This window comes from Planctomycetia bacterium (assembly GCA_021413845.1).
Lineage (GTDB): Bacteria > Planctomycetota > Planctomycetia > Pirellulales > PNKZ01 > PNKZ01.
Genome location: JAIOPP010000026.1, coordinates 107,193 through 132,244 on the forward strand (window position 1 = coordinate 107,193; position 25,052 = coordinate 132,244).

General features: G+C 60.1%; 17 protein-coding genes. 12 read left to right on the top strand and 5 right to left on the bottom strand.

From position 1 onward, the window contains the following. Positions 1-47: 47 nt before the first annotated feature. Complete coding sequence (locus K8U03_05855) at positions 48-563, bottom strand: peptide chain release factor-like protein (GenBank protein MCE9604415.1); 516 nt, start codon at positions 561-563, stop codon at positions 48-50. Positions 564-818: 255 nt separating this feature from the next. Between K8U03_05855 and K8U03_05860 the strand changes: the two genes are divergently transcribed. Next, a complete protein-coding gene (locus K8U03_05860; GenBank protein ID MCE9604416.1) occupies positions 819-2,006 on the top strand; it encodes a thioredoxin family protein in 1,188 nt (395 codons plus the stop codon). Between the two features lie 31 nt (positions 2,007-2,037). Here the strand turns inward: K8U03_05860 and K8U03_05865 are convergent, their stop codons facing one another. The 3 genes from K8U03_05865 to K8U03_05875 form a co-directional block, all read right to left on the bottom strand. After that, positions 2,038-6,267 carry a tetratricopeptide repeat protein gene (locus K8U03_05865; GenBank protein ID MCE9604417.1) on the bottom strand — a complete coding sequence of 1,410 codons (4,230 nt, stop codon included), beginning with the start codon at positions 6,265-6,267 and terminating at the stop codon, positions 2,038-2,040. Between the two features lie 42 nt (positions 6,268-6,309). Further along, positions 6,310-7,983: a protein kinase gene (locus tag K8U03_05870; protein ID MCE9604418.1), complete on the bottom strand. Its 1,674-nt coding sequence runs from the start codon at positions 7,981-7,983 to the stop codon at positions 6,310-6,312. 306 nt (positions 7,984-8,289) lie between these two features. Further along, a complete protein-coding gene (locus K8U03_05875; GenBank protein ID MCE9604419.1) occupies positions 8,290-11,955 on the bottom strand; it encodes a protein kinase in 3,666 nt (1,221 codons plus the stop codon). A 229-nt stretch (positions 11,956-12,184) separates the two neighbouring features. Here K8U03_05875 and K8U03_05880 point away from each other — a divergent pair, with 229 nt between their 5' ends. From K8U03_05880 to K8U03_05930, 11 genes are all read left to right on the top strand, one after another. Further along, a complete protein-coding gene (locus K8U03_05880; protein ID MCE9604420.1) occupies positions 12,185-12,934 on the top strand; it encodes a sigma-70 family RNA polymerase sigma factor in 750 nt (249 codons plus the stop codon). Between the two features lie 137 nt (positions 12,935-13,071). Next, complete coding sequence (locus K8U03_05885) at positions 13,072-14,277, top strand: type VI secretion protein ImpB (protein MCE9604421.1); 1,206 nt, start codon at positions 13,072-13,074, stop codon at positions 14,275-14,277. 36 nt (positions 14,278-14,313) lie between these two features. Continuing rightward, a complete protein-coding gene (locus K8U03_05890) occupies positions 14,314-14,565 on the top strand; it encodes a hypothetical protein (GenBank protein ID MCE9604422.1) in 252 nt (83 codons plus the stop codon). Positions 14,566-14,651: 86 nt separating this feature from the next. After that, the gene (locus tag K8U03_05895; protein ID MCE9604423.1) at positions 14,652-14,927 is read left to right on the top strand and encodes a hypothetical protein; all 276 of its coding nucleotides are present in this window, start codon (positions 14,652-14,654) and stop codon (positions 14,925-14,927) included. A gap of 351 nt (positions 14,928-15,278) precedes the next feature. Further along, positions 15,279-18,779, top strand: a complete 3,501-nt coding sequence (locus K8U03_05900; protein ID MCE9604424.1) for a class I SAM-dependent DNA methyltransferase — start codon at positions 15,279-15,281, stop codon at positions 18,777-18,779. Between the two features lie 265 nt (positions 18,780-19,044). Then, complete coding sequence (locus K8U03_05905) at positions 19,045-19,785, top strand: hypothetical protein (protein MCE9604425.1); 741 nt, start codon at positions 19,045-19,047, stop codon at positions 19,783-19,785. Between the two features lie 183 nt (positions 19,786-19,968). Beyond that, positions 19,969-20,247, top strand: a complete 279-nt coding sequence (locus K8U03_05910) for a helix-turn-helix domain-containing protein (GenBank protein ID MCE9604426.1) — start codon at positions 19,969-19,971, stop codon at positions 20,245-20,247. A 199-nt stretch (positions 20,248-20,446) separates the two neighbouring features. Then, on the top strand, positions 20,447-21,688 hold the full coding sequence (locus tag K8U03_05915) for a bifunctional DNA primase/polymerase (GenBank protein MCE9604427.1): 1,242 nt from the start codon (positions 20,447-20,449) through the stop codon (positions 21,686-21,688). Between the two features lie 76 nt (positions 21,689-21,764). Next, positions 21,765-21,965, top strand: a complete 201-nt coding sequence (locus tag K8U03_05920; protein MCE9604428.1) for a helix-turn-helix domain-containing protein — start codon at positions 21,765-21,767, stop codon at positions 21,963-21,965. Continuing rightward, a complete protein-coding gene (locus K8U03_05925) occupies positions 21,962-22,612 on the top strand; it encodes a hypothetical protein (protein ID MCE9604429.1) in 651 nt (216 codons plus the stop codon). Before K8U03_05920 ends, K8U03_05925 begins: the two co-directional genes overlap by 4 nt. Positions 22,613-22,642: 30 nt before the next feature. After that, on the top strand, positions 22,643-24,454 hold the full coding sequence (locus K8U03_05930) for a site-specific integrase (GenBank protein MCE9604430.1): 1,812 nt from the start codon (positions 22,643-22,645) through the stop codon (positions 24,452-24,454). A gap of 175 nt (positions 24,455-24,629) precedes the next feature. Here the strand turns inward: K8U03_05930 and K8U03_05935 are convergent, their stop codons facing one another. Then, the gene (locus K8U03_05935; protein MCE9604431.1) at positions 24,630-25,046 is read right to left on the bottom strand and encodes a hypothetical protein; all 417 of its coding nucleotides are present in this window, start codon (positions 25,044-25,046) and stop codon (positions 24,630-24,632) included. Positions 25,047-25,052 lie beyond the last annotated feature (6 nt).

Consider the following 25,052-nt stretch of genomic DNA (forward strand, 5'->3'; position numbering starts at 1 on the left):
CTAGATTCTAATTCGTCGATCGTCTCTTGTGGTGGATTAATTGCGCCTTACCGTAACGGGCGAAGGCCGCGAGCTTTTCGCTCCGTGCCGACCCAGTGCCAAGCCAAAGGCGATTGTTGCAGGAAGCGGGCCAGTTGGGTCGTCGAAACATGCAACTGCTCGGCAGCGATCTTCAAATCAAACTCGCAGCCTGCGACTCGATCGAGAGCTTCCGCTAAGAGAGACGGAAAATCGGCGTGATCGTCGCTCACCGTGAGTTTCCGGCGCGGCGTTCGGGACTGCCACAGAGCGCTCGGCGGTCCATCCGGCTCGATCGGTCGGCGGAGTTGCTCGGCGAGCGACTGGCGGAGGCGAAAGATCGCCTTTGCCAGGTTTTGCGCTTGGCTGCGAGTCTCATTGGCCTCGGCCCGAATGCCGGTCGGAATGTGCGTGAGCACGACGGCCGTTTCGACCTTATTGCGATGCTGCCCCCCTGGCCCGGTGCGGCGCGTGTGCTGTCGTGAACATTCGGCGAGAAGCTGCTCGCTGCCGAAGGTCGCGGGGTGAGGCACCGAGGGAGGCATGGCAGCGATTCCGATTCATCGGGGCGGGCGTTTTCGCGTGTCACTGCTTCCAACTCTAAGCCTTGGCCGCTGCGCATCAAGCACCCGAGCCTCCGGGGTCGCGATTGCAGGCCTGCACAAGAAAATCGACAAAAAGAGGACCCCGCAATAGTAGTGGTGCCAAGTGGAGGTGATAGAATCACGCCCTGCGTTTTCGGTATCGTTCCTCCGGTCGACCCGATCGAAGTCAGCAATAACTCGCTCAGGAATTCTCCCATGCTAAGCCAGTGTGCCGTTCGGATCGCGATGATCTTGTTCATGGTTTGCGTCGGTTTCTGCGACGCTACGGCACGTGCCGAGGAAGGCCCTTGGCTGACGGACTTCGAGGCGGCGAAAGCGCAAGCGAAGGCCGCGAAAAAATTGCTGCTGGTCGATTTCACCGGTTCCGATTGGTGCCCGCCGTGCATGCGGCTCAAGGCCGAGGTCTTCGACGGCGAAGCGTTTAAGACCGCAGCTCCCGAGCAGTTCGTGTTGGTCGAACTGGACTTCCCGAACAAGAAGGTCTTGTCTGACGAACTGAAAAAGCAGAATGCCGAGTTGGCGAAGCGCTATGAGATCTCGGGCTACCCGACCGTCCTGTTGCTGGACGTCGAAGGAAACGTCGTCAGCCGAACCGGCTATCGTCCCGGCGGTAGCGAGGTCTACGTCAAGCATTTGCAAGACTTGGTTTCGACCTACGAACAGATCGCGAAGCTCAAGAGCAAGCTGGACTCCGTCGCGGGGCTCGACCGCGCGAAGCTGCTCGATGAGATCGTCGCCGGCTGCGAGAAGCTCGACGCGAAGAGCGCGGAAGCGGAGAAATACGGCCGCGAGATCGTCGCCTTGGATTCGGACAACAAGGCCGGCCTCAAGGTCAAGTACACCTACCGAGGGTTGATGACCGACGCCGCGAAGATGCTCGCGGAGAGGAAAGCCGCCGAAGCGCGCGCGGCCTACGACAAAGCCATCGAATTGTCCGGCATCACCGAAGTGCAGAAGCAGAATGCCTATTTCGAGCAAGGAGGCTGTTGCTTCGCGCTCAAGGATTTCGCGGGGGTCGTGAAATGCTTGGAGCAAGCCCTCGCCGCCGCTCCCCAGAGCGACCGGGCCGCATCGATCGAATCGACCTTGAAACGATTCGCCCCCCTCGCCGCGGCGCAGTCTACGATCGCCAAGACGCAAACCGAATTGGAAAACGCCACGGGTGTAGGTCGCGCGAAACTATTGGATCAACTCATCGAAGCTCACAAGGTGCTCGGCCCAGCCGTTCGCGATCCGAAGCTGCCGGCCCAGATCGAGAAGTGGTCGCAGGAGATCGTACAACTCGACCCGGAAAACCAAGCCGGCCTCAAGGCTAAATACGATAAGACTCCGCCGGCGGCTCCATCCAACCCGGCTCAGCCGAAAGCGGCGACGGAGAAGTAGATTCTCGCGTTTGCCGAGCAGCCGGCAGCCTTTATTTGCCGGAGCCCGAGAGTTGGAACGCGGCCCAGCGACGGACGTCGGCGCGGGCCGGCGCGACGGAAGCTGCGCTGATGCGTCCCCCGTCGGGCAGAGGCTTCGCCGCCCCCGGCGCTCGGCCGGCATACGCGCGGATCTCCGTCGGATTGCGCAGGATCGTCAATTGCGCGTTGCGTAGCGCCTCGAGCGGGCGTTGATTCTTCCGCCACAGGTTCTCGTAAAAGAGCCGCATCAAGGCCGAGGTCGCTTCGTCGTCGACCTTCCAAAGACTCGCGACGACATTGCGGCAACCGGCCACGTGAAACGCGCGCTGCAATCCGAACACTCCTTCGCCGCCGGCGACTTCGCCTAGGCCCGTCTCGCAGGCCGAGAGGACGGCGAGCTCGAGCTTCGAGAGGGGGAGACCGGCGATCGCTTCGGCAGTAAGAATGCCGCCGTCGCCTTGGGGTACGCCGGAATCGTCGAGCGGCCGGGGCAAGTTCGCACCGGCGAAGACGAGCCCCGACAGCAACAGCGGATTGCGGCCCGTCAAGTTGCTCGCAACATCGGGCAAGCGATCGCGAAACGACGACTCGTCTATCTGCATCGCGCTGCGCATGGCGGGATCGGCGAAGAAGCCGTGCGTGGCGAAGACGGCCCAGCGGGCCTTCGGCAACTCGGAGATGACGCGCGCCGTACCGGCTGCGTTGCCCGTCAGCTTCACGACCGAACGCTCGCCGACGAACCTCTCGATGCCCGTCACTTCGTTCGCCGTGCCGGGGAGCTCGGGCCAATGCAGCGTTTGCTTTTCATCCGTGGCGGCGGCACGAAGTTTCGCGATCTGCATCGAGGTCGAAGCGTCGATCGGAGCGACGCCGTACTGCACGCCGCCGACGGCCAGCAGCGCGCCCTCGGAGGTCGGGGTCGATGGACGCTCTAAATGATCCAGCAGCACTCGGCCGTTGGGCACGATCGCCAGTGCCGTTTCTTCTAGCAACACCGTGCCCGGCTTACTGCCCGGAAGCGCGGCCCAAGGGAGCGACGTCAACGGTCCGTCGGGCACGAGGTAGACCGTGTTTACGTCGGCCGGAAGCGCGGCGTGGAGCGGCTGCCAAACGAGCCGGCGCAGCTCCTCGACGGCCGTGGCGGACTTGCCGCTGAGCATCGCCTCGCGCCAGGCCTTGGCTTGAGCATCGATCGGCGCGGCAGGACCGAGATCGATCCGTTGCAACGGCCCGTCGCGAGTGACGACGAACGCGACATAGCTCGGGATGCTGTAGTTCGCCTTCGAAGCTTCGATGTTCGGGTCGTGAATACAGTGCTCGAAACGAAGCAGATCGATGAACACGGCATCGGCCGGCAGCGCGTGAGCCAGATCGGTATGCGGCCGACGCCGTTGCGCTTGCCCTTGCGCAATTTCGGGGACGAACGCCGCCAACCGCCGTTCCAACTCTTCCTTACGAATCGTCGTTTGCCGCAGCAGTTCGCGACGAACCGCAAGCCGCTCGGGATCGGCGGCGTTCATCGGCGCCAACGTGAGTCGGGACAGTTCTCGACGCGTTTCGAGCCACGTGCGATAGAGCGGTTCGACTTCCGGCGCCAGTGAATGTGCCAATGTTTGGCAGCGATCGGCGGCAAGTTGAAACACCGCGGCCCGTCCCGGCCAGATGTGGGCATAGAGCTCGTTGTTCGCCTGTTCGGTGTTCTTCGAAGCGGTGATCAGCACATCCAGCGGCCAGCGGAATTTCGCCACGAGCTTTAAAGATTCGGTTTCCGAAGCGACGGCGAACACTCCGTCTTGCACGACCTGGCGAATCCCGATCCCTTCGGCTAAATACTTGATCGCTTGATCTACTTCACCCAAATCGAACAGGATCGTCCCAAGGCTGATGAGGGAGTCCGCCGTACTAGGATGTGTCGGTCCTAAGACTTCTCGCTCGATCGCCACGGCTTGCGTGAGATGAGTCCGCGCGGCCTCATATTTTCCTAAGGCCCGGCATGCCCACCCTACGCTCGAGTGCGCCTGAGCCGTACTGGGATGCCGAGCTCCCAAAGACTCTTTACAAATTGCGAGCGACTGTTCCTGATAGGGAAGAGCCGCTGCTTGGCCCTCTTGCACCTTCAGTACCGCGGCGAGATTATTCAACGAGACCGCCATCTCGGGATGTTTATCTCCTGTGAGCGCCTTGAAGATCGCGAGGGATTGTTCATGACACAAGCGCGCGTTTTGGAACTCTCCCATGGCGACGAACGACTTACCCATGGCGTTGAGTGCGATGGCCGTATCGGGATGTTTATCGCCGTAGTATTCCTTTTTGATCGCCAGAGCCTGAACGAAGTAGGGCCTCGCGGCTGCGTGGTCCCCCAACGATGTGAGAACCCCCCCGATGCCATCGAGAGCATGTGCGGCGTCCAGACTTTTCTCTCCGAGAACTTCTTTGCGGATCGCGAGCGAGCGTTCGAAGTAGCGCCGAGCCGTTGCCTCTTCCCCGAGCGATTGAGATACGGAACCTAGATTGCCGAGCGCGTTGGCCGAACTTTGATGTTTTTCTCCATAGACCTCGAGATAGATCGCGAGTGCCCGCTCGAAGTAGGAGCGTGCCGTTTCGTATTCCCCCATCGATCTCAGCAACACGCCCAAATGGTTGAGTGCTACGGCCGTATCCGGATGCCGAGGTCCGAGGACTTGCGTCGAAATCTCCAAGGCCTCTTCGTAGTAGGGTCGCGACTTTCCGTAGTCCCCCATCGCTTTGAACAAGCTGCCGAAGCTAGTAAGCGAATCGACCGTTTCGAGAGTTCTATTCCCGAAGGCTCGCCTCCTGCCCGCCAACGACTCTTCGTAGTAGGGGATCGCCTCGGCATACCGCGTGAGGCCTAAGAGTTGGGCTCCTACGTTATTCACCGCTTGAGCCGTGCCGGCGTTATCATTGCCGAGCACCTTGCGGCGAATCGCCAAGCATTCTTCGGCCAGGGGCAAGGCTTCGCGGAATCGGTTTTGCTTGTAAAGCGCGACCACTTCTTGAGCCAATCGGTTCGCCTCTTGGATCTGCGCCCCCTCTGCGGGCGTGAAGTTTTTTGCGGTCAGATCCATCGACGTCAACTCGATCGGCGGAGAGTTGGCATGCTTGGCCTTCAGGCCGGCTTTGTTCTCGGCATCCAATGCTACGATCTCTCGCGACCAAGCTTCGAAACTTCGAGTCGGAGTGATATCGGGAAGAGCGCGCTTCAAAATTCTCTGCGCTTCGAATAACCGATCCAACAACACGGCCCGCTCCAGCCCCGTCGCTTTTCCGAGACTTACGTTGACTTCCGCGATGATCTTCTGGGCCGCGGCGAACGGAGCGCTTTTCTCATAACGCCCGTAGATCGACTCCACTCGGTCGCTCCGCGGAGCCGCCGCGCGGGCCTGCTCTAGGCCGGCGATGACGCCCCGAAAATCTCTCATTTCGAAGTAGCAGCCCACTTGGTCCATGTAGGCGGCTTGCTTCTGCAAAGCGGTGATTCCGGGAAGCGCGAGGATGCGATCGTAGGCCGCGAGCGACTCCTGAATCTTGCGTTGCTTCAATAACTTATCTGCGTCATCCATCGCGATGCGAAAAACGTGATTGCCGTTTAAGCCGGTTTGGTTTCGGGGGTCTAAGTCGAGGATCTCTCGGCTCAGCGCCAGCGCGATCTCCTTGTCGTGGCTGAGCGTGTCGTGGCAGCGAACCATTTCATCCAGGAGCTTCGCGCGCTCGAGACCTCGGCTCTTCGGCAACTCGCCCTGTAAGACGATCGAGCGTGCATAGGCATCCGTCAGCTCGCGCAGATGTGCGACGTACTTTTCTCCGCCGCCGGTCCGATACCCGGTCTTCGTGATCACCGCGCCGTCGGGGGCGATCAACAGCACGATCGGCACTTGGGTAACACCGTACCTGCGCGAGAGCTCGTCATTCTGTTTCTTGACCGCTGCGGGGAGAACCTTCTTGCCAGGAAAGTCTACCTCGACCAAGACGAACCGCCGGCGAGCCTCGGCCTCGAACGCCTCGCTATCGAACACTTCCCGCTTCATCGTCATGCACGGCGGAACTCGATCGGAGGCGGTGTAGTAGAGCAGTAAGACTTTTTTCTCGGTCTGCGATTGAATCTTCGCCGCCTCGAAGTCGGTGCGCCACAGGTCACCCTCGGCACGAATCGCACCGCCGTGAAACGTCAGACAAACCAGCAGCGCAATCGCGGCGCAGCGAACCGGATAACTACTCGACATGCATCTGTTCCTGAGAAGCGTTGCGCAGCTTTTCGTGCCGCGCTATCGATGAGCGAACCGCACGGCTTTCACCAGATCGAAGCGTTCGCGAAGGCGCTCGAGCGACTGAATGACCGGATCGTCGATCGTTTGGATCGAGCCCGGCCCGCGCGTCCCGGCGGTTGCGTCGGTCACGACGACATCGAGCGACGACGCAGCGGCGCGCGTGCGATCGATATCGAAGGCGACGAAACCGTCGCCGGCCGCAGGGCCTGTCGCCGGCAAGGTGCCGATCAACTTCGCCAAGTCCAAGCCGTCTTCCGGCCGCTGCTCGGCGGCTAACAAAACGATCGTCTCCAGGCCCGGCGCGCCGACCATCTCCCAGCCTTGATCGAGCTTGGCCGGGCTATGCAACTCGCTGCGCGGCGTCGCTCCGCCGGGTCCGACGTCGTCGAGCCGAGTCACTTTCCCTTCGGAGTCGATCCAAACCAGATAAAGATAAGCGGCACGATTGAGCGACACCTCGAGATGGACCTGCTCGCCGTTGCGAACCGGCAGCGCGTTCGGATCGGCGATCGAGATGCCTCGCTTCGTGTTTCCGGCAGTGCTCCATACGCGCACCTTCAACTCTCCGGCAAGCCTTGGGGGTACCGCATCGGCCACCGGCGAAACAGCCGGGACTGCTGCGACGCTCTGCCCAGTCGCGTCGGGCCTGACGAGCCAAGCCACGGCGGCAACCGTAGCGACGAGCATCAGGCTCACGACGGCGGCAGTCCTCCGTTTCAGCTTCGGCCGCTGGAGGTAATTGCGAAGCGCCCCTTCCAATTGGCCGGCATTGGCGAAACGATCCGCGGGAGATTTTGCCAGGGCCCGTAGGACGATCGCTTCGAGTTCCGGAGGAATGTCGGCACGAATGCTGCGCGGCGGCGCGATCTGCCCGAGCTTGACGACCTCGAAGGCGCGGCTCAAGGCGCACGCACCGACATCGTGCGGAGGTCGACCGGTGAGGAGTTCGTAGAGAATTGCACCGAGCCCGAAAACATCGGTCCAAGGCCCCAGCGTGCTTTCAAGCCCTGCGGCCTGCTCCGGAGCCATGTAGGGGAGCGTCCCGGAAATGCCCGACTCGGTTGCGCGGGCTTCGGTCCAGATCGACGACGAAGTGCCGAGGCCGAAGTCGAGCACGCGAACACGGTCTTGCGAGTCGATCAGCACGTTGGCCGGCTTCAGATCTCGATGCAACACTCCGCGGCGATGCGCCGACTCGAGCGTATGCGCCAAGTCGGCCACGATCGATACGGCCCGAGCGGGAACGATCGTCGTTCCGTGCGCTTCATCGTACAGCGTGCGACCGGCGACATACTCGAACACGATATACGGCCGACCTTCGGCGAAGTCGACGTCGTACACCTTCACTAAGCCGGGATCATCGAGCTCGGCGAGAATCTTCCCTTCGGCGAGGATCGATTTTTGCAACTCCGGAGGAAGCTCCGCGTTCGCCCATTTGATGACTACGTCGCGCGACGAAAGTTCGAGATGCACTCCCCTGTAGACCGTGGCTTGCGATCCTCGGCCGAGAAGTTGCACGATGCGATACTTGCCGATCTGCGCCGGCAAGGTCGCCTCGCCGGCATGCTGCGGCACCGTCAGACGAATATGTTCGATGGTGGGAGCCGGGCGAGCAGCGATCGCGCCTGAAACGGACGTCTTCGATAATTCACCCACAGGTCGCGCGCTCATGAGCTTGTTCCCGCATAGGGCCTGATCTCTCCAGTGCGAAAATTATAACAAGAATCCACCACGGTTGTGATTGCGTATCGTCGTGAATTAACGTCGCCGTATTAAATATCGGGGGAAATCGACTTTCGGCCCGTCGATCCCGAGCGATACCGTAACGATTCCTCCGCTAATAACGCATTTTTCGGTAACGAAGAAGTCGCCATTCAGATCGTATCCGAACGTGTTTTCCAGGCGCTCCCTGCAAGTAATATCGCCTCGCACGATCGCGAGTTAATAGCCTCGCAGAACGCCCGAGCACTCGGCGCGTTATCGCTCGCTCGGGCGTGCGCCGAATAGCCAGCGGCGAGCCCAAGTCGTATACGAGTCGGTTTCCGTCGAGTCCTTGAGACGGCGCTCGAGGTTGATGAAGCTCTCCGACGGCACGCTCTCGGCGCGATCCGCACCCGCCGCGAAGCGCTGACCGGCGACCGCCTCCAACAATTCGGGAAACCAAGCCGGCGCTTTCCTGGAAGGGGTCGAGAAGTTCCACATCTTCGCTTGGAAACTATCCATGGAGACGACCGCCGACCGACCATCGGGGCTGACGGCGAACCGCGTACTGGTACCTTGAAAGCCGGTGCCGCCGTTGATGAATTGCTCGAGATGTACCGTCAGCGGATGGCACGTCTCGACATCCCACACTCGCAAACCGCGAAAGTCGAGCGTCAGCAAGCGTTCGCCATCGGCGCTGAATCGCAAGTTGCGCACTCCTTGCTCGTGCCGTAAGCCGCGCGAGTGAGGAAGCCCCGTCTCGGCGTCCCAGATCATGGCCGTCCGATCGCGCGAGGCCGTGGCTACATAGCGGCCGGTCGGCGAGTAGGCCGTGTCGATCACATCTCCCTGGTGAGGAAGAATCGCGAGCTCTTTCCCCGTGGCCGTGTCCCAGATTCGCCCGGTGAAATCGAGCGATCCGGTGAGCAACCGCCGACCGTCGGGACTGAAGAAAACCGTCATCACTTCATTTCCATGTCCGACGAATTCACGAACCAACTCTCCGGTCGAGGTGTCCCAGAGCCGTACGACGCGATCCTCTCCCGCACTCGCCAACTGAAGCCCATCGGAGGAGAAGGCGAGCGCGTTGATCTCCGAACCATGCCGCTTTTCCCACAAGGGTCGGCCGGTCGTCGCATCCCACACGCGCACCATCATGTCGGTCGATCCCGTGGCGAAGCGTTTCCCGTCCGGAGAGATTTCCGCGGGTTGAATCGTCGTGGGAAACACGACGCGCTCGGTCGCGAGCTTGCCTTCCGGGATCGACCAGAGCGAAACTTGGCCGCGCGAAGTCGTGGTGATGAGGCGACTCCCGTCGGGTGAAAACATAATTCCCCAGGCTCCGCCGGCGACTCGCAACGGCCCGGAAACGACCGCACCGGTCGCGCGATCGTAAATCCAGACTTCGCTCGTCGTCTTCGCCACCGCGACGAGGCGGCCGTCGGGACTGATCTTGCAGGCGTCGTGCGCGCCGGGATCGTCTGCTCCGAAGGAGCGGTCGAGTGGATTGCGACCATCGACGATTCTCCATAGTTGCGCGGCCCCGGTCTTCGTGTCGGACGACCGCGACTTCAGATGCGATACCGTTGTCAAACAAACCTCGTCGGTCGCGCGACGGTCGTACTCCGCATGGACGACCCGATGCTGATGGCGCATTGGTTCGCAATAGCTTCGGCCCGTCGCGACGTTCCAAATCTGCGCGCGAGAGTCGTCGGCCCAAGACAACAAATGCCGGCCGGCGTTGAGAAACGCGGTTCCTTCGAGCAAATAATAATGGGGGAGCGGAGGAGAAATCGGCCGAGCGGTACGTGCATCCCAGACCCGAGCGTAGTGGCTCAGTCCGATGCCGGCGATCTGGTCGTTGCCCGTTCCGAAGGCCGCATTGACCAGAATTCCATCGACGCCGATAAACTCTTTGCGGTTCTTTCCCGAAGGGAAATCCGAAATCCAACCGCGCCCTCGCGCATCGACCACGACGGCGCGCGTGAGATCGTCGCTGACGTCGGCATCGCGAAACGGCCCGACTTTCAAACCGGCTTGTTCTTCGCCCGACGGAAGTTTCCAAACGCGCAGTCGGGATTCTTCGCCGTTCAATTGAGAAGTGAAGAACGCTTTCTCTTCGTCGATGAAACGGGCCGCCGCGATTTTCCCTTCATGCCGCAACGGCCCGAGAAGGACCAGGCCGTTCTTGCCGTCTAAGATCGAGACGCTTTGCGGCGTCCGAGAGAGGAGATATCGGCCATCGGAACTAAATTGGATTTTCACGACCCGTTCGTCGTGTAAACATGGAGCCCCGACCGGACGGCCCGACGCGGCCTCCCACAGCCGCACCGTTTTGTCGTCGGAACAAGTCGCCAGCAGCGAGCCGTCGGAGTTGAACTCCGCCCAAGTCACCGGCCCCGCATGCACGAGCGGAGGTGCCGCGGGCTCCGAGGTCGAAGCGTCCCATAGCCGCGCCGTGCCGTCGTACGACGCCGTGACGATGCGCCGTCCGTCGGGACTTAACCGCGCGACCGTCAACTCGTTTCCATCCGGATGACGAATCAGCGGCGCAGCGGGAACGGGAAAGCGCCGGTTTTCCATCACCGACATCGCGAACATCGCGGCTTTCCAATCATTCGGATTCTCTCGCAGCAGTGCTGCCGTCTTCGCCAGCGCACTCGACGATTCCCCTTGCTCGAGCATCGCGTCGATCGCACCCCACTCCAGATGCGCGACGTTCTCCGTCAACGTGACGTTCGCACTCTGTGCACGTTGCCACTGCCAAAACGCAACGCCGGAGCCGACGATGATCGTGAACAGCAGCGTGCCGCCGAGAATGGAGAACCGCGGATTGCGTCGACACCAGCGCCAAGCTTGCTCGACACGACTGACCGGGCGAGCGACGATCGGCTCGTTGCGGATAAAACGTTCGAGCTCGTCGGCGACGGCCGCCGCCGAGGGATAGCGCCGCTCAGGCGCCTTCTCCAGACAGCGGAGCGCGATCGTTTCGATATCGCGATGCACGGCCGGATTCAATTGCCGCGGCCGCGTCGGACTTTGCTCGATCGCCGAGCGCATGGTTTCCCAGGCCGTGGCGCCCGCAAACGGCGGACGTCCGGTGAGCAACTCGTAGAGCGTCGCGCCGAGGCCGTAAACGTCGGCCGAGGTCGTTACCAGATCGAGCCGGCCGGCCGCTTGTTCGGGAGCTAAATAGCCGGGCGTTCCGAGAATCGCGGCGGAAAGCGTGAGGCCGCCGTCGTCGTTCCCCGTAAGTTTCGCGAGGCCGAAATCGGTGAGATGCGGCTGGCCTTGCTCGTCGATCAAGATGTTCGACGGCTTCAAATCTCGATGCAGAACGCCCCGTTGATGCGCGAACTCGATGGCCCGCGCCACTCGGGCCATCAGCTCGGCGATGCAAATCTCTTGCTCATGCTTCGCCGTGGTGCCCGACTTTTCGGTAAGCCGAAAATCTCGAATACATTCCGCGAGGCTGACCCCTTCGATCAGCTTCATGCTGAAGAAGTGCTGCGTCTCGAATTCACCGATTTCGTAAATCGGGACGATCGCCGGATGATGCAGCCGCGCAGCCGCTTCGGCCTCTAAGCGAAACCGACGGATCGATTCGGGGCTGGCTAACTGCCCTCCGAGAATCATCTTCACGGCGACGGTTCGGTTCAGGCTCCGCTGGCGGGCCCGATAGACGACTCCCATGCCGCCGCGGGCGATCTCCGATTCCAGTTCGTAGTCGCCGAACTGCGGTAAAACACCCTGTTTGATGAAGCGCTCGACGGCGGAAACCAAACCGCCGCTGAAGGTCGAGCGGGATTCGCTATCGACGCGCGACGACGACCCTCCGGAGCCGAGCCCAAGCTGCAACAAGCAATAAGCGCAACCGGCGTCGTTGCCGCCTGAAACCGGCTTTCCGCAAAATCGGCAAGTTGCTTCCGCATCGCGCGTCATTCGAGAAGCTACGTCACTGAGGGGGGGCTACCCACATCGCTCGCTCGCGAAGATCGGGCACCGTGTTTTCAGAACTTGTATGTCGTATACTGAAACGCTCTCGCTCGCAAACCGACCGGTCGCACGTTCCCCACTCGCCTGAATCAGGAAACTCGTTTTACGTCTATCTTATTCACGCCTACGCGGAAAGCGAACTAGGCTCCGCCGAATCGACCCCGCTCCCCTGCCCATGTCGGACTCGCTTCAAGACCTGCCGCCGAAGAAACGCTTCGCCACGACGCAGTGGAGCGTCGTCTTGCGCGCCGGTGCCGTCGGGTCGGAAGCTACGCAACAGGCGCTCACCGAGTTGACGCAGTCGTATTGGTATCCTCTGTACGCCTACGCGCGCCGGCAGGGAAACGGCGAACACGACGCGATGGATCTGACTCAAGGATTCTTCACGCACCTGCTGAGCGGCAATGCGCTGGAATCGGTGTCGCCGGAGAAGGGACGATTCCGCTCGTTTCTCTTGGTGGCCTTCAGAAACTTCATGGCGAACCAGCGTCGCGCCGCCGATACGATTCGTCGCGGCGGCGCGGTCAAGATTCTCTCGCTGTCGGCCGAAGACTTTCCGGCGAGATTCGATCGCGAACCGACGCACGCCGAGACGCCGGAGATGTGCTTCCAGCGCAATTGGGTCGAAGCGCTCTTGTCGAAGGTTCGTTCGGCCTTGGTCGACGACTATCGGCAAGCCGGAAAGGAAGCGTTGTTCGCGCTGCTGGAACCGTATCTCATGCATCGCGGCGATGCGCTCCCTCGCACGGAGATCAGCCGGCGCATGAACCTCAGTGCGGCGGCCGTTTCCATGTCGATCCATCGCATGCGCCGGCGCTACGGCGAATTGTTGCGTCAAGAAGTCGCTTCGACAGTCGATGATCCGGGCGAAGTAGAAGACGAACTACGGACGCTCATGGCGATCGCCGGCGGCGCGACGATTTGATTTGCGAGCCCTGCTGCTGAATTCGCGGCTTGCCGGACTCGCGGCAAGAGAAGCTCGCGAAATTGCTTGCTAAACCTTGCGCGTCTTATTCTATTAGTGTTCAAATGAACACTAATCTTATAGAGACGCATCCGGCCATGAACTGGATGTTCACGGACATGGATGCTTACTTCGCCTCGGTGGAGCAGTATCTCCGGCCCGAGCTGCGCGGGCGGCCCGTGGGAATCATCCCCGTCGAGACGGAGAGCACCTGCGTGATCGCGGCCAGTTACGACGCGAAGCGCTTGGGCGTCAAGGTCGGCACGGGCGTGCGCGAGGCTCGGCAGTTGTGCCCGGGAATCAAGCTCGTGAAAGCGCGTCCGAACATCTACGTGCAGATGCATCATCGCATTCTGCAAAGCGTAGATCGCTGCGCCGAGGTTCAGCGAGTTTACTCGATCGACGAATGGTCCGTTCAGCTACGGGGCGATCATCGCTGCGCAGAACAGGCCCGGAAAATCGCGCAAGACACCAAGTGGCAACTTCACGAAGATTTCGGGCCGTGGCTAACGTGCTCGATCGGCATCGCACCGACGCGCCTGCTGGCAAAAATAGCCAGCGACTTACAAAAGCCCGACGGCCTAACGGTGCTGCCTATAAGCGACCTGCCCGACCGCTTGGAAAGTTTATCGCTTAAGGATCTCTGCGGCATCAGCGACGGCATGCTCGCGCGGCTCGAGCGGCACGGCGTTCGGAACGTTCGCGCGTTGTGGGAAGTGAGCCGGGAGCAAGCCGTCCGCATTTGGGGCTCGATTTTAGGAGCCCAATGGTGGGCCGGCTTCCACGGCCACGACGAACCGGAACCGGCGACCCGTCGGCGGTCGATGAGTCATGGAAACGTCCTGGCTCCTCATCTTCGCAACGAGGCGGGAGCGTGCGGCATCCTGACGGTGCTCGTCTGTAAACTTGCGCAGCGCCTCCGACGGAGCGGATATTTCGCCGAGAAGCTGCGAATCTCGCTGACGGACGTAGCGGGCCGTCACGTGTCCGACGAGATCGGCCTCCCTTGCGTGAACGACACGCCGACGCTGCTGCAACAATTTCACAAGCTCTGGGAGCGCTGCTTGCCGCACGATTTCCCGATCAAGAAGGTCGACGTGAGCGTTACAGGCCTAGTGTTGGCGACTCAAGTAGCGCGCCCGCTCTTCGAAGAGACCGACAAGCTGCAACGACTCTCGCAAGCCCTCGACGAGATCAACGATCGCTGGGGCACGTCGACAGCCTACTTCGGCTCGATGCACGACTACCGCGAACCCTTAGAAAACAAAATCGCCTTCGGCCGAATCCCGGACGGATTCGAGTAATTGAAAATGTGCGAGTCGGGGCGACATGATTTGAACATGCGACCTCTACGTCCCGAACGTAAGAGCGATGCTACTGAAACGCCGCAAATTCAAGGCTCCGGCGCATCCTCGACCGCCGCTTGCACCGTGGCTTGCACCAGCGAAGCCGAAAACGTGAACGAAGGCACCGATTCGCTCGCCGCGCTGGCCGCAATGTTGACCGGCCTCGATCCGTCGTCGAGGGCGAAGCTGGCCGCGATGCTTATCGGGCAATCGGTTGGCTCGAACTCCACAACTGAAAGGGGATAGGGATGGCACCGTCACCTACGGATGATAACGGTCGGAAATCGAGCGGCCGCTTCGCGCCGGGCAACCGGCACGGCCGAGGCAATCCGATGGCGCAGAGGGTTCAGCAACTAAGGGTCGAGTTACTGGATCGAATCACGCCCGACGACATTGGGGCGATCGCCAACAAACTTATCGCGCTCGCTGTGAGCGGTGACCTAGGGGCGATTCGCGAACTTCTCAACCGAGCGATCGGCCGGCCGACGGAGTTCGTCGAGCCGTCGGATGACGACGACGATCCTGCCCGACTCCCGCCGTCGAAAGAAGAACTCGAACGGCTCATCGAAGATTGGGGCAAACGACACCTGAATGATCGGCCGGGGTAGAATCGAACGCACGGTGAGCGTCCGGATGCGGACACAGTTCCAAGGACCCGAAAGACCGGGGGCAGCTCCCAAGATACGAGGAACCAATCTTACCTAGTCCACCGTCACACACGGAGGGTAACGGTTGTTTTTGGAAAGCTGGGAAGACCTGCGTCGGTTCGCAGGGCCCCGGCATCGCGGGTCCTTTCCGGCCGATATTTCGTCGCGGGCCTTACCGATGGGAGGCAGTATGCAACTCTCTGTCCTTCCTTTCGTGCAGCCGGTCGGCCGTTGCGCACCCTCTCCGTAGCCCCCCGCTGGTGGAGCGGGTAAACTGCCCCCTTTTGCGTTCTCGCACCTCGGGCCAGCTCCATGACGCCGGAAAGTTTCATCAGCCGTTGGAATAGATCCGGCGCAGCCGAGCGAGCGAATTACGGTATCTTCCTGACCGAACTTTGCACTTTGCTCGATGTTCCGCAGCCTGATCCTGCGCAAGACGACGACGCCGAAAACGCTTACGTCTTCGAACGCAACGTAACGTTCTCCGAGGCCGACGGCTCGCACTCGATCGGCCGGATCGATCTTTATCGCCGCGCGTCGTTCGTGCTCGAAGCGAAGCAGGGGAGCGACGCCGACACCGCCGAAGACGACGAGGCCGAGGCGCTCCAAGCGGCGACCGCGAAGAAGCCGAAGCGACGCGGCACCGCGATTCGCGGCACGAAGGCTTGGGACGATGCGATGGTCCGCGCTCGCGGACAAGCCGACCGCTACGCTCGGGCCTTACCCGTCTCGGAGGGCTGGCCCCCGTTCCTGATCGTGGTCGACGTCGGCCACTCGATCGAACTCTATAGCGACTTCAGCCGCTCGGGCAAAACCTACGTTCAATTCCCCGACCCGCAATCGTTCCGGCTGACGCTCGACGATCTCAAACGGGAAGACGTTCGCCTTCGGCTTCGGCAAATTTGGCTCGACCCCCTCGCGCTCGACCCAAGCCGGCGGGCCGCAAAGGTCACGCGGGAGCTTGCCGAACGACTGGCCGAACTCGCGAAGCTGTTAGAGAAGGCGAAGCACGACGCCGAGGACGTCGCGAAATTCCTCATGCGCTGTCTCTTCACGATGTTCGCCGAAGACGTCGAGTTGATTCCTCGCGGATCGTTTAAGAACTTGCTTGCCGATCTCCGCGACGAGCCGGAGAACTTCAAGCCGGCGGCCGAGGACCTCTGGCGGACCATGAACACCGGCGGCTACTCGGCCGGCTTGCGTAAGTCGCTGTTGCGGTTCAACGGCGGACTCTTCGCCGAAAGCGAAGCGCTGCCGCTGACGAAGCCGATGCTCGCGTTGTTGCACGAGGCGGCCGGGTCCGATTGGACCGACGTCGAACCGGCGATCTTCGGCACCCTCTTGGAGCGCGCCCTCGATCCGATCGATCGCCACAAGCTGGGCGCGCACTACACCCCTCGGGCGTATGTCGAACGGCTCGTCCTGCCGACCGTAATCGAACCGCTCCGCGAAGATTGGCAAGCGGCCTATGCGGTCGCCGTGTCGGCAGCGAAGCTCGGCGACTTGGCGGCGGCACAAAAGACCGTGCGCACGTTCCACGAGCAACTCTGCAAAACACGCGTTCTCGATCCGGCATGCGGCAGCGGAAACTTCCTCTACGTCACGCTGGAGCAAATGAAGCGGCTTGAAGGTGAGGTGCTCAACGCGCTTGTCGAGTTCGGCGACAAGCAGGGGACACTGTTCGAAGTCGATCCGCATCAATTCCTCGGCATCGAAGTGAACCCTCGGGCCGCGGCGATCGCCGATCTCGTCCTCTGGATCGGCTATCTGCAATGGCACTTCCGCACCCGAGGCCACACAGCGCCGGCCGAGCCGATCATCAAGAACTACAAGAACATCGAATGCCGCGACGCCGTTCTCGCTTGGGACCGCAAAGAAGCGGTCCTCGACGAGAAGCAGCAGCCGGTCACGCGCTGGAACGGCCGGACGATGAAAATTCACCCAGTGACGGGCGAGGAAGTGCCGGACGAATCGGCCTACGTGCTTGTTGAGCGTTACATCAACCCGAGAAAAGCGGAATGGCCGGCGGCTGAATTCGTGGTGGGCAATCCACCATATATTGGCGTCCGAAAGCTGAATTCTACTACGGGCCCCGACTACGTTGATGCCGTGGTCTCAAGCTACCCCGACGTGAAAGAGACCGCCGATTTTGTGATGTATTGGTGGCACCACTGCGCTGCACTAGTCGAGGACAATCTCCTTCGGCGATTCGGACTCATTACTACTAATAGCATCACGCAGCAGTATTCTCGACCAGTGCTGGACTTCCATCTTTCCCGCGTGCCTGGCGTGAAAATCGTTTTGGCTGTCGATGACCATCCTTGGGTCGAGGATCAAGACGGAGCATCGGTTCAAGTGGCGATGACGGTCGTCGCCAGTGCCGCTCACTATCAAGGCCCACTACGTTTGGGCACCGTTAAGCCGCAGTCGAGCCCTCTAGTCGAAGTCGAATATTCAACCGTCGCTAGAATCACAAGCCTACTTCGAAGCGATCTCGACATAACGCAATTGAAGCCCCTAGAGTCCAACATTGACTTCTGCTTTCAAGGTGTCATTCCGGGAAACAGCGGATTCAAATTAGATTCGAAGAGCATGGCAGAGATGAGTATCAGCACTGCGAAACTACCTCGCATCGTCCGGCGTTATGTAATCGGAAAAGACCTAGTTCAGAGAATTACGCCGAAATGGGTAATGGATTGTTTCGGACTATCGGCCGAGGAAGTGAAATCCGAGTTCCCGCAGATTTTCCAAAGACTTTTCGATCGCGTGAAGCCTGAGAGAGACCAAAACCCAAGAGAAATACGACGGCGCAATTGGTGGCTTTTCGCAGAAAACGCGCCGAAACTACGATCCGCTATTCAAGGTCTCTCCCGATACATCGCAACGCCAAACACTGCAAAGCATCGTCCATTCATGTTTCTCGCGCCGGACGTCCTACCCGATGCGATGGCTTATGCCATAGCGTCGGACGATGCACAGATACTCGGCATTCTAAGTAGCAAGCCTCATCAGATATGGTCGCGGCAAACTGGAGGAACTCTGGAAGACCGACCGCGGTACAACAGCAAAGTAACGTTTCTGCCTTTCCCATTCCCAAGTGGCAGCGATGAGCAACGTGAGACCATACGCGAACTCGGCGAGCAGCTCGACGCGCATCGCAAGCGTCAGCAATCGCTCCATCCGAAGCTCACGTTGACCGAAATGTACAACGTGTTGGATAAGTTGCGGAATGGCGAGACGTTGACGCCAAAAGAGAAGGCAACGCACGAGCAAGGGCTCGTCTCCGTCCTCAAGCAGATCCATGACGACTTAGACGCCGCCGTGTTCGACGCTTACGGCTGGCCCGCGACACTGACCGACGAAGGGATTCTCGAACGGCTCGTCGCTTTGAACGCCGAACGGGCCGCCGAGGAAGACGAAGGGAAAATCCGTTGGCTCCGCCCGGAGTTTCAGAACCCAACCGACGGCCGCGCGAAGCAGAAGGGGTTGGCGCTGGTCGACGACGACTCGGACGACGACGAAGCGGACGAGGCCGAGAAGCCGAAGAAGCGCGGCAAGGGAGCGAAGAAGAAGCCCGCCGAGGTGAAAGCGAAGCCAGCCGCCAAGACCGCGAAGCGCGACTGGCCCAAGACCCGAGAGGCGCAAGCGAAAGCCGTCGCGGCGATTCTTCGGGATTGCGAATCGTCGGTCACGCCGGACGAACTGGCCAGACGTTTCACCCGAGCGCAGCGTGATACGATCGAAGAGCTACTCCAAGCCATGGTGACGCTCGGCCTCGCCCGTAAGCTGCGCGGCGGGAAGTTTGCGAGCTAGGGCGCGCTCGTCGTCGGGTAGGGTGGGTCGAATCTCTGCAGGGTGACGACTCTAGACCAAAGCCCCACCGCGCAGATTTTTCTGCGAAATTGAGGGATTTCGGCGCGCCTGCCAAGTTCTGCCGGCTGGTGATAAAATAACGCCTTCGGGCGCGGGTTGTCGGCGACGGTCGACGATCTGCTTCATTCGGTGGCGGCGGCGCAATGGTGTCCTTTCGTGACAAATCGCCGCCGCGACCGGCCCGACTTCACGAAGGATTCCGATCATGGCCGAGGTGTTGCCCGACGAACCACCCCCGGTACTCTCGCCGAAGATCATTGAGCAGGGAACGGTTCACGACTCAATCCGACTGGCGCTGGTGACGATCTACGAGATGCGCCGTTGTACAAAGAACAGCGGCATTCCCTTCCTGGCGAGGTGTCGCCATCTCGTTACCGACGGAGCCGTGAGAAGAAACGAGTTTTTCAGCGATGACGAATTGGTGAGGCGGCTGGGGACGGTGAACGACAATCGTGTTGTCGACTTCTACGGCTATAGCGGTAACAGTTGGGCAGAGGTAGGGCGGAAAATCGTTGACGATTGGACGCAGACGATGCTGAATGAAACCTTCGAGGTTGTGGACGGCAAGCCGAGGCGTTTTTGGGAGATAGACGAAGCGGCGTTTAAGTTGAAATGGTCGACTTTGTCCGTGGCCTTAGCGACCAAACGAGTATTCAGTTTTCAGAAGTTGGAAGCCGAGCTAGTGGCCGAAGAGCGACGATTAGCCGCGGCTGTCGAACCTGCTCTAAAGGGCCCTACTGGGGGGCGCAATCGCGATCCGTATGTAACCCGTCGAGCAGATTTTGCTAAACCATTCCGTGAGCAAGACCCGCCGCTCCCATACCCTCAAATTCTCGAAAAATATCAGAGGAAACATCGCGACGACACGCAAGTGAGCGCCGATACAATTCGCCTTGCCTATGAACGCCGATGCAAACCCACCGACCCGACAAATCCGACAGAATAATTTTGTCGGTTCGATGGAGTAGAAATTGTCACGGATTGCAATGCATGGCCTCGCATAGGCTTATGCGATCTTTGAATTACTGCTCGGCGACAAAATTGAGTCGGCAGATACTCCGAACTGTTGTGACGAAGCACGTCGCCATGTGGGCGAAGGGCAGAGTCGCTTATCAGTAAGGAGTCCCGAATGTCCCTGTTTCATCGAAGCGGTCCATCGACCGCAAACGACGGACAATTGTCCGTCGCCTCACACACCTCGCCCGCGTTGCTTGACGTGCGCGCCGTCGCCGAACTGCTCGGCGGCTGCTCGACTAGGCACGTCTACCGACTGAGCGATGGCGGCAAGATGCCCCCGCCTGTACGACTCGGAGCGTTGGTTCGCTGGTCGAAGCCGACGCTCGACGCTTGGCTGGCTGGCGGCTGCAAAGCGGTCCGAACGGTTGCGTCGAAGGGGGGCTCGCAATGAACCCCAACTATAAGGGCAACGGCTCGAAACCCGGCGAGCGGCGGCCGGGCGGTACGACTTCCCGGCGTTGGGAACTTGACGACCACGGTAAGGCCGAGAAGTTGCTCGGCTGCGGCCTGAATCGCTGCCGCTCGACTAGTGATTTCCCCAAAACGAAAATGGCCCCGCGGGTGCAACCGCGGGGCCGAGGGGGTGAAAGATGATTCGTCGCTCATCCCCGAAGTGCATTGTATCGCAGCCCGAAATGCCGTCGATGGTTGAGCTAGCGCTTAAACTGCGGCGGCGCAATCTGCCGATTACGCTCTGCGATGGAAAGAAGCCGCTCGGTCGAGGTTGGAGTGCCACCGGCAATGGCTCGGAGTGGCCGCAACACGCGTGGACCGACTCGGACATCAGGCGGGCATTCGCTTTGCGAGGTGATCTAAATTTAGGCATCGTGCTTGGCCCGCGGTCCGGTTTGATCGATTTAGAAGCCGATAGTGCCGACGAGGAGCGGGCCTTTACGGAACTATTCGCTGGATGCGAACCTGACGTTACGCCGACGTTTAAGAGCCGTCGAGGGAAACACCGGCTTTTCCGCTGGCACGATGACCTTCAGCAAACTGGCAAGGGCATCGTCAACTTCCGTGGCCTCGGCATTCGGATCGGTGCCGGAAGCAAGGGTGCGCAATCGCTGCTGCCGCCAAGCGTCAATTCCGACGGTACTCGTCGAGAATGGCTTGTCTCGCTCGATGAATGCGACACTGCGCCTCTTCCGAACGTCGTCATAAAGCGAATCCTCGAAGCGAGCAAGTCGGTTCGGGCTGACACAGAGAACACAGAAGGCGCAAGTTATGACCTGAGTCTATCTGTGTCTTCTGAGTGTACTGCGTCCTCTGTGTCAACTTACCGTATCGACGAGGCGATAGCAGCGACTTTGCCGACGGGAGAGGGCAAGCGGAACGAAAGGCTTTTTGAATATGCACGACGACTAAAGTCGATTCCTGAATTAGCTGGATTGCCGGTCAAAGCATTGAAACCATTGGTCCGTCGTTGGCATGCTGCGGCGCTTCCGGTTATCCGCACGAAGCCGTTCGAGACGACTTGGCTCGAATTTGCCCGCGGCTGGAAAGTCATTCGATTTGCCGCCGGGCACGGTCCGGTCGATGAGGCTTATGCTGCCGCCTTGAAAATGGCTGCCGCTTCGATGCCTCTCGTCGCCCTGGAATATGAGCAACCGAAACTACGTTTTCTCATTTGCTTGTGCAAGGAACTTCAGCGTCCGTTGGGCACGAAGCCGTTCTTTCTGGCAAGTCGGACTGCGGGCGAGCTGCTCGGTGTTACGCATACAACGGCATGGGAGTGGCTGAAAGTACTGGCCGTCGACGAGGTGCTGCGCGAAGTTGAAATAGGCGACCGGGCAAAACGGCGTGCGACTACCTACCTTTACTTGGGCGACTAGAAACGGCCGAGCCACCGGTGAGAGTTCGGCGAATGTATTTGACGTGGCTTGCCGAATATGAGACAGTTGGCGCACTATGGCAAAGCGAAAGAACAAAACGATGACCGAGGTGTTGCGGCAAGCGATCGTCGATAGCGGTCTGCCGCTGTTGACGCTCGGCAAGGCATCGGGCGTCGACCGTGCGAGCTTACGGCGTTTCGTCAACGGCGAGCGGTCGCTGCGGCTCGACATGGCGGACAAGCTGGCGACTTACTTCAATGTGAAGATAATACGATGAATTTCACTAACTTTTCGCTAGCCATATCGGCAGTCCTGTTTGCGTCTGGTTGCAATGGCTCGAAGGAGAATAGCAAGCAAGTCGAGAAACACGCCGCAGCGATCGAAGTAAAGACCGAAGAGCAACTGTTTGAGGAAAACATCAAGAGAGAGCAGGAACTAGCAATAAAAGCATTCGGTGCCGATGGAAGGCCAATCGAATCCATTGCTTCAGAAGCGCAAATCGCGATCGACAATTTCGAGTCGTATGAAAGAACGATTTTCACCGTCGACGTGCAGCGCTACTTTCGACATCCGAGAAAGGTTTGCATTCGCGCACGTTTACGCGACGTGGTCGAGAATGACACAGGCTTCTCCGTTCGATTCGGAGCCGTACTCGTTGACGCCGCTCAATTGCATTTCGATTTTGAACTCAAAGCGAGCGAGGCTCAAGTTGCTGAATTACTGAAAGATCGGCCTGGCATGGGTGACGAATATGTGGTCGTCCTCGAAAGCTCTAAAGTTCTTCGCCGTGAGATCGAAATCTCGACGCATATTACACCGGCTGTAGATGACACCGCAGCGAGCGCCGAAGTAATGGTAGTTGATATTCCGGTAGACAAGATTCTTAAAGGTTCACTGATCTACTTCAAGTTAGTGCGTTATTGAAGCTCAGGTTTAGTACGCTGGAGTAATTTTATGGGCACCGTCTACCGCAAGTCGTTCACGAAGCCGCTACCAATTGGTGCGGAAATCTTCATCCGTGTCGGACAACGTTTCGCACGTTGGAAGGATGCGAAGGGAAAGACGCGAACCGCGCCGCTGACGACCGGCACTGGCGGGACCGATCGCATCGCGGTCGAGGCTCGCACGTTTACCGCGAAGTATCGCGACGGCGCGAACGTCGTGCGGGAAACGGCGACCGGCTGCCGCGATGAAACCGCGGCGCGTAGCGTGCTTGGGGACCTCGAACGTCGGGCCGAGTTGGTTAAGGCGGGCGTGATGACCTCGGCCGAGAATGCCGTGGCCGACCATCAATCGGTGCCGCTGGCGCAGCACGTCGCCGCATACATCGCGCACCTGACCGCAAAGGGTGTGACGAAAACGCGAATCAAGACGACGGAGAGCCGCCTCAATCGAGTGGCTGCCGATCGCCGCTTCAACCAACTATCGGACCTGAACGCCTCGGCGCTGGTCGATTGGCTGAACGCCCGGGCCGCGGCGGGTATGTCGCCGGGCGCTCGCAACGGCTTCCGCGAAGCGTACATAGGCTTTTGCAACTGGTGCCGTCAGTCGCACCGACTGGTCGACAATCCGTTCGCCAACGTGCCGAAGGCGGACGCCAAGGCCGATTGCCGCCGCAAGCGCCGATCGCTGACCGAGGCCGAGCTTGTGAAGTTGCTCGACGTGGCGCGACGGCGACCTCTGCTCGACGCGATGACCATTCGCCGAGGTGCCCGAACGGGCGAAGTCGCCGGCAAGCTGCGCGACGACGTTCGGGAACGGCTCGAACTGCTCGGCCGCGAACGGGCGTTGATCTACAAGACGTTGGTACTGACCGGGCTGCGGAAGGGAGAACTCGCATCGCTGACCGTCGGGCAGTTGGAACTCGACGGGCCGACGCCGCTGGTCGTGCTACATGCCGCGGACGAAAAGAACCGCCAAGGGTCCGACATACCGCTCCGGTCCGATCTGGCCGAGGATCTGCGGGCATGGGTGAGCGATAAAGCGAAGGCCTACGAAGCCGCTACGCAATCGCCGACGGTCCCGTTCGACACCGAGGCCGCTCGAACCGCGAAACGCGATACGCTCGACGCTGCTGCTTTTAAGCTACGGTTGTGCCAGCAAGGGACTAAGGTGACGCGATTGCCTGCCGAGACGCCGCTGTTCAATGTGCCGACCGGATTGGTTCGCATCCTCGACCGCGACCTGAAGGCGGCCGGCATCGCCAAGAAAGACGAGCGCGGCCGCACGGTCGACGTTCATGCCATGCGACACACCTACGGCACGCTGTTGAGCAAGGCGGGTGTCGCACCTCGCACGGCGCAAGCTGCGATGCGTCATTCGTCGATCGATCTGACGATGAACGTTTACACCGATCCGAAGCTGCTCGACGTGGCCGGAGCGCTCGAATCACTCCCCTCGCTACCGCTTTCGGGCGGCCCCCAAACGGATCGAATCGCCCTAAAGTCAACCGGGACCGATGGCTATCGTTCATCGCCGCTTGCACCGCCGCTTGCACCAACTGCTGACGAATCGAGTAAATCGTGGTCGTCCGCTGACAAATCGGCACCCATGAGCAACGGGCGGAACGTCACGCCGCGAATCGTCACAAGTGACGAAGTGGCAAAAGAAAAACGCTCGCTGACAACTGAGGTCAACGAGCGTCAAAAGTCGGGGCGACATGATTTGAACATGCGACCTCTACGTCCCGAAGATTGCCAGATAACTCGTCGGCAAGACTTCATCCTCCGCAATTCCCAGCATCTTACCGCATGCACGATGCACTAACAACTGTGTGAAAGTGTGTGATCTTATAACGTAAATAACGTGGATTGCTTCCGAGCGATATTCATCAAACGTGGACGTCCACGTTTACTTCCGCGCTCACACCCAACGAACGCAAGTGCCCATAGCATAAGCAGATGATGAGTAGCAAACGGGCAGCGGGTAGAGGTCGGCATCGTCAAGGTGCTACGGTGTCATCACGATCACGATTCATCGTCTCCAATGCCTGCTGTCGAAGGATTACGGCAGCCTCTTTGCCGATCGTCCAATCGATCGAACGTAACCCTCGGGAGACGGCACGCGATCCCATGGTCCTGATGAGGTGCAAGTGGGCTTCGACCCAGTGAATCTTCAGCTTCTCTTTCGCGATCTCCAAGTCCTCCAAGAGCACGAGGTCGAGGTTTCGGCAATCGAAGATCATCCATGCCACGAGCGTCGCTAGGTGCGATATGGTGGCGGAACGGTCTAAGCCGATCTCCTTACATGCCGTGACGTCGTGCGGGCCGTAGCACGTGCCTAGCGTGGTGTACTGCCCTTCGGCAATCGCCAGCGATACTTCCTTGGTCAAATCATCGAACGCTTCGTCTACCTGCATTTCTAA

Coding starts and splice junctions, on each gene's coding strand:
- K8U03_05855 (MCE9604415.1), bottom strand. CDS start 563: ATGCCTCCCTCGGTGCCTCACCCCGCGACCTTCGGCAGCGAGCAGCTT.
- K8U03_05860 (MCE9604416.1), top strand. CDS start 819: ATGCTAAGCCAGTGTGCCGTTCGGATCGCGATGATCTTGTTCATGGTT.
- K8U03_05865 (MCE9604417.1), bottom strand. CDS start 6,267: ATGTCGAGTAGTTATCCGGTTCGCTGCGCCGCGATTGCGCTGCTGGTT.
- K8U03_05870 (MCE9604418.1), bottom strand. CDS start 7,983: ATGAGCGCGCGACCTGTGGGTGAATTATCGAAGACGTCCGTTTCAGGC.
- K8U03_05875 (MCE9604419.1), bottom strand. CDS start 11,955: ATGACGCGCGATGCGGAAGCAACTTGCCGATTTTGCGGAAAGCCGGTT.
- K8U03_05880 (MCE9604420.1), top strand. CDS start 12,185: ATGTCGGACTCGCTTCAAGACCTGCCGCCGAAGAAACGCTTCGCCACG.
- K8U03_05885 (MCE9604421.1), top strand. CDS start 13,072: ATGAACTGGATGTTCACGGACATGGATGCTTACTTCGCCTCGGTGGAG.
- K8U03_05890 (MCE9604422.1), top strand. CDS start 14,314: ATGCGACCTCTACGTCCCGAACGTAAGAGCGATGCTACTGAAACGCCG.
- K8U03_05895 (MCE9604423.1), top strand. CDS start 14,652: ATGGCGCAGAGGGTTCAGCAACTAAGGGTCGAGTTACTGGATCGAATC.
- K8U03_05900 (MCE9604424.1), top strand. CDS start 15,279: ATGACGCCGGAAAGTTTCATCAGCCGTTGGAATAGATCCGGCGCAGCC.
- K8U03_05905 (MCE9604425.1), top strand. CDS start 19,045: ATGGCCGAGGTGTTGCCCGACGAACCACCCCCGGTACTCTCGCCGAAG.
- K8U03_05910 (MCE9604426.1), top strand. CDS start 19,969: ATGTCCCTGTTTCATCGAAGCGGTCCATCGACCGCAAACGACGGACAA.
- K8U03_05915 (MCE9604427.1), top strand. CDS start 20,447: ATGATTCGTCGCTCATCCCCGAAGTGCATTGTATCGCAGCCCGAAATG.
- K8U03_05920 (MCE9604428.1), top strand. CDS start 21,765: ATGGCAAAGCGAAAGAACAAAACGATGACCGAGGTGTTGCGGCAAGCG.
- K8U03_05925 (MCE9604429.1), top strand. CDS start 21,962: ATGAATTTCACTAACTTTTCGCTAGCCATATCGGCAGTCCTGTTTGCG.
- K8U03_05930 (MCE9604430.1), top strand. CDS start 22,643: ATGGGCACCGTCTACCGCAAGTCGTTCACGAAGCCGCTACCAATTGGT.
- K8U03_05935 (MCE9604431.1), bottom strand. CDS start 25,046: ATGCAGGTAGACGAAGCGTTCGATGATTTGACCAAGGAAGTATCGCTG.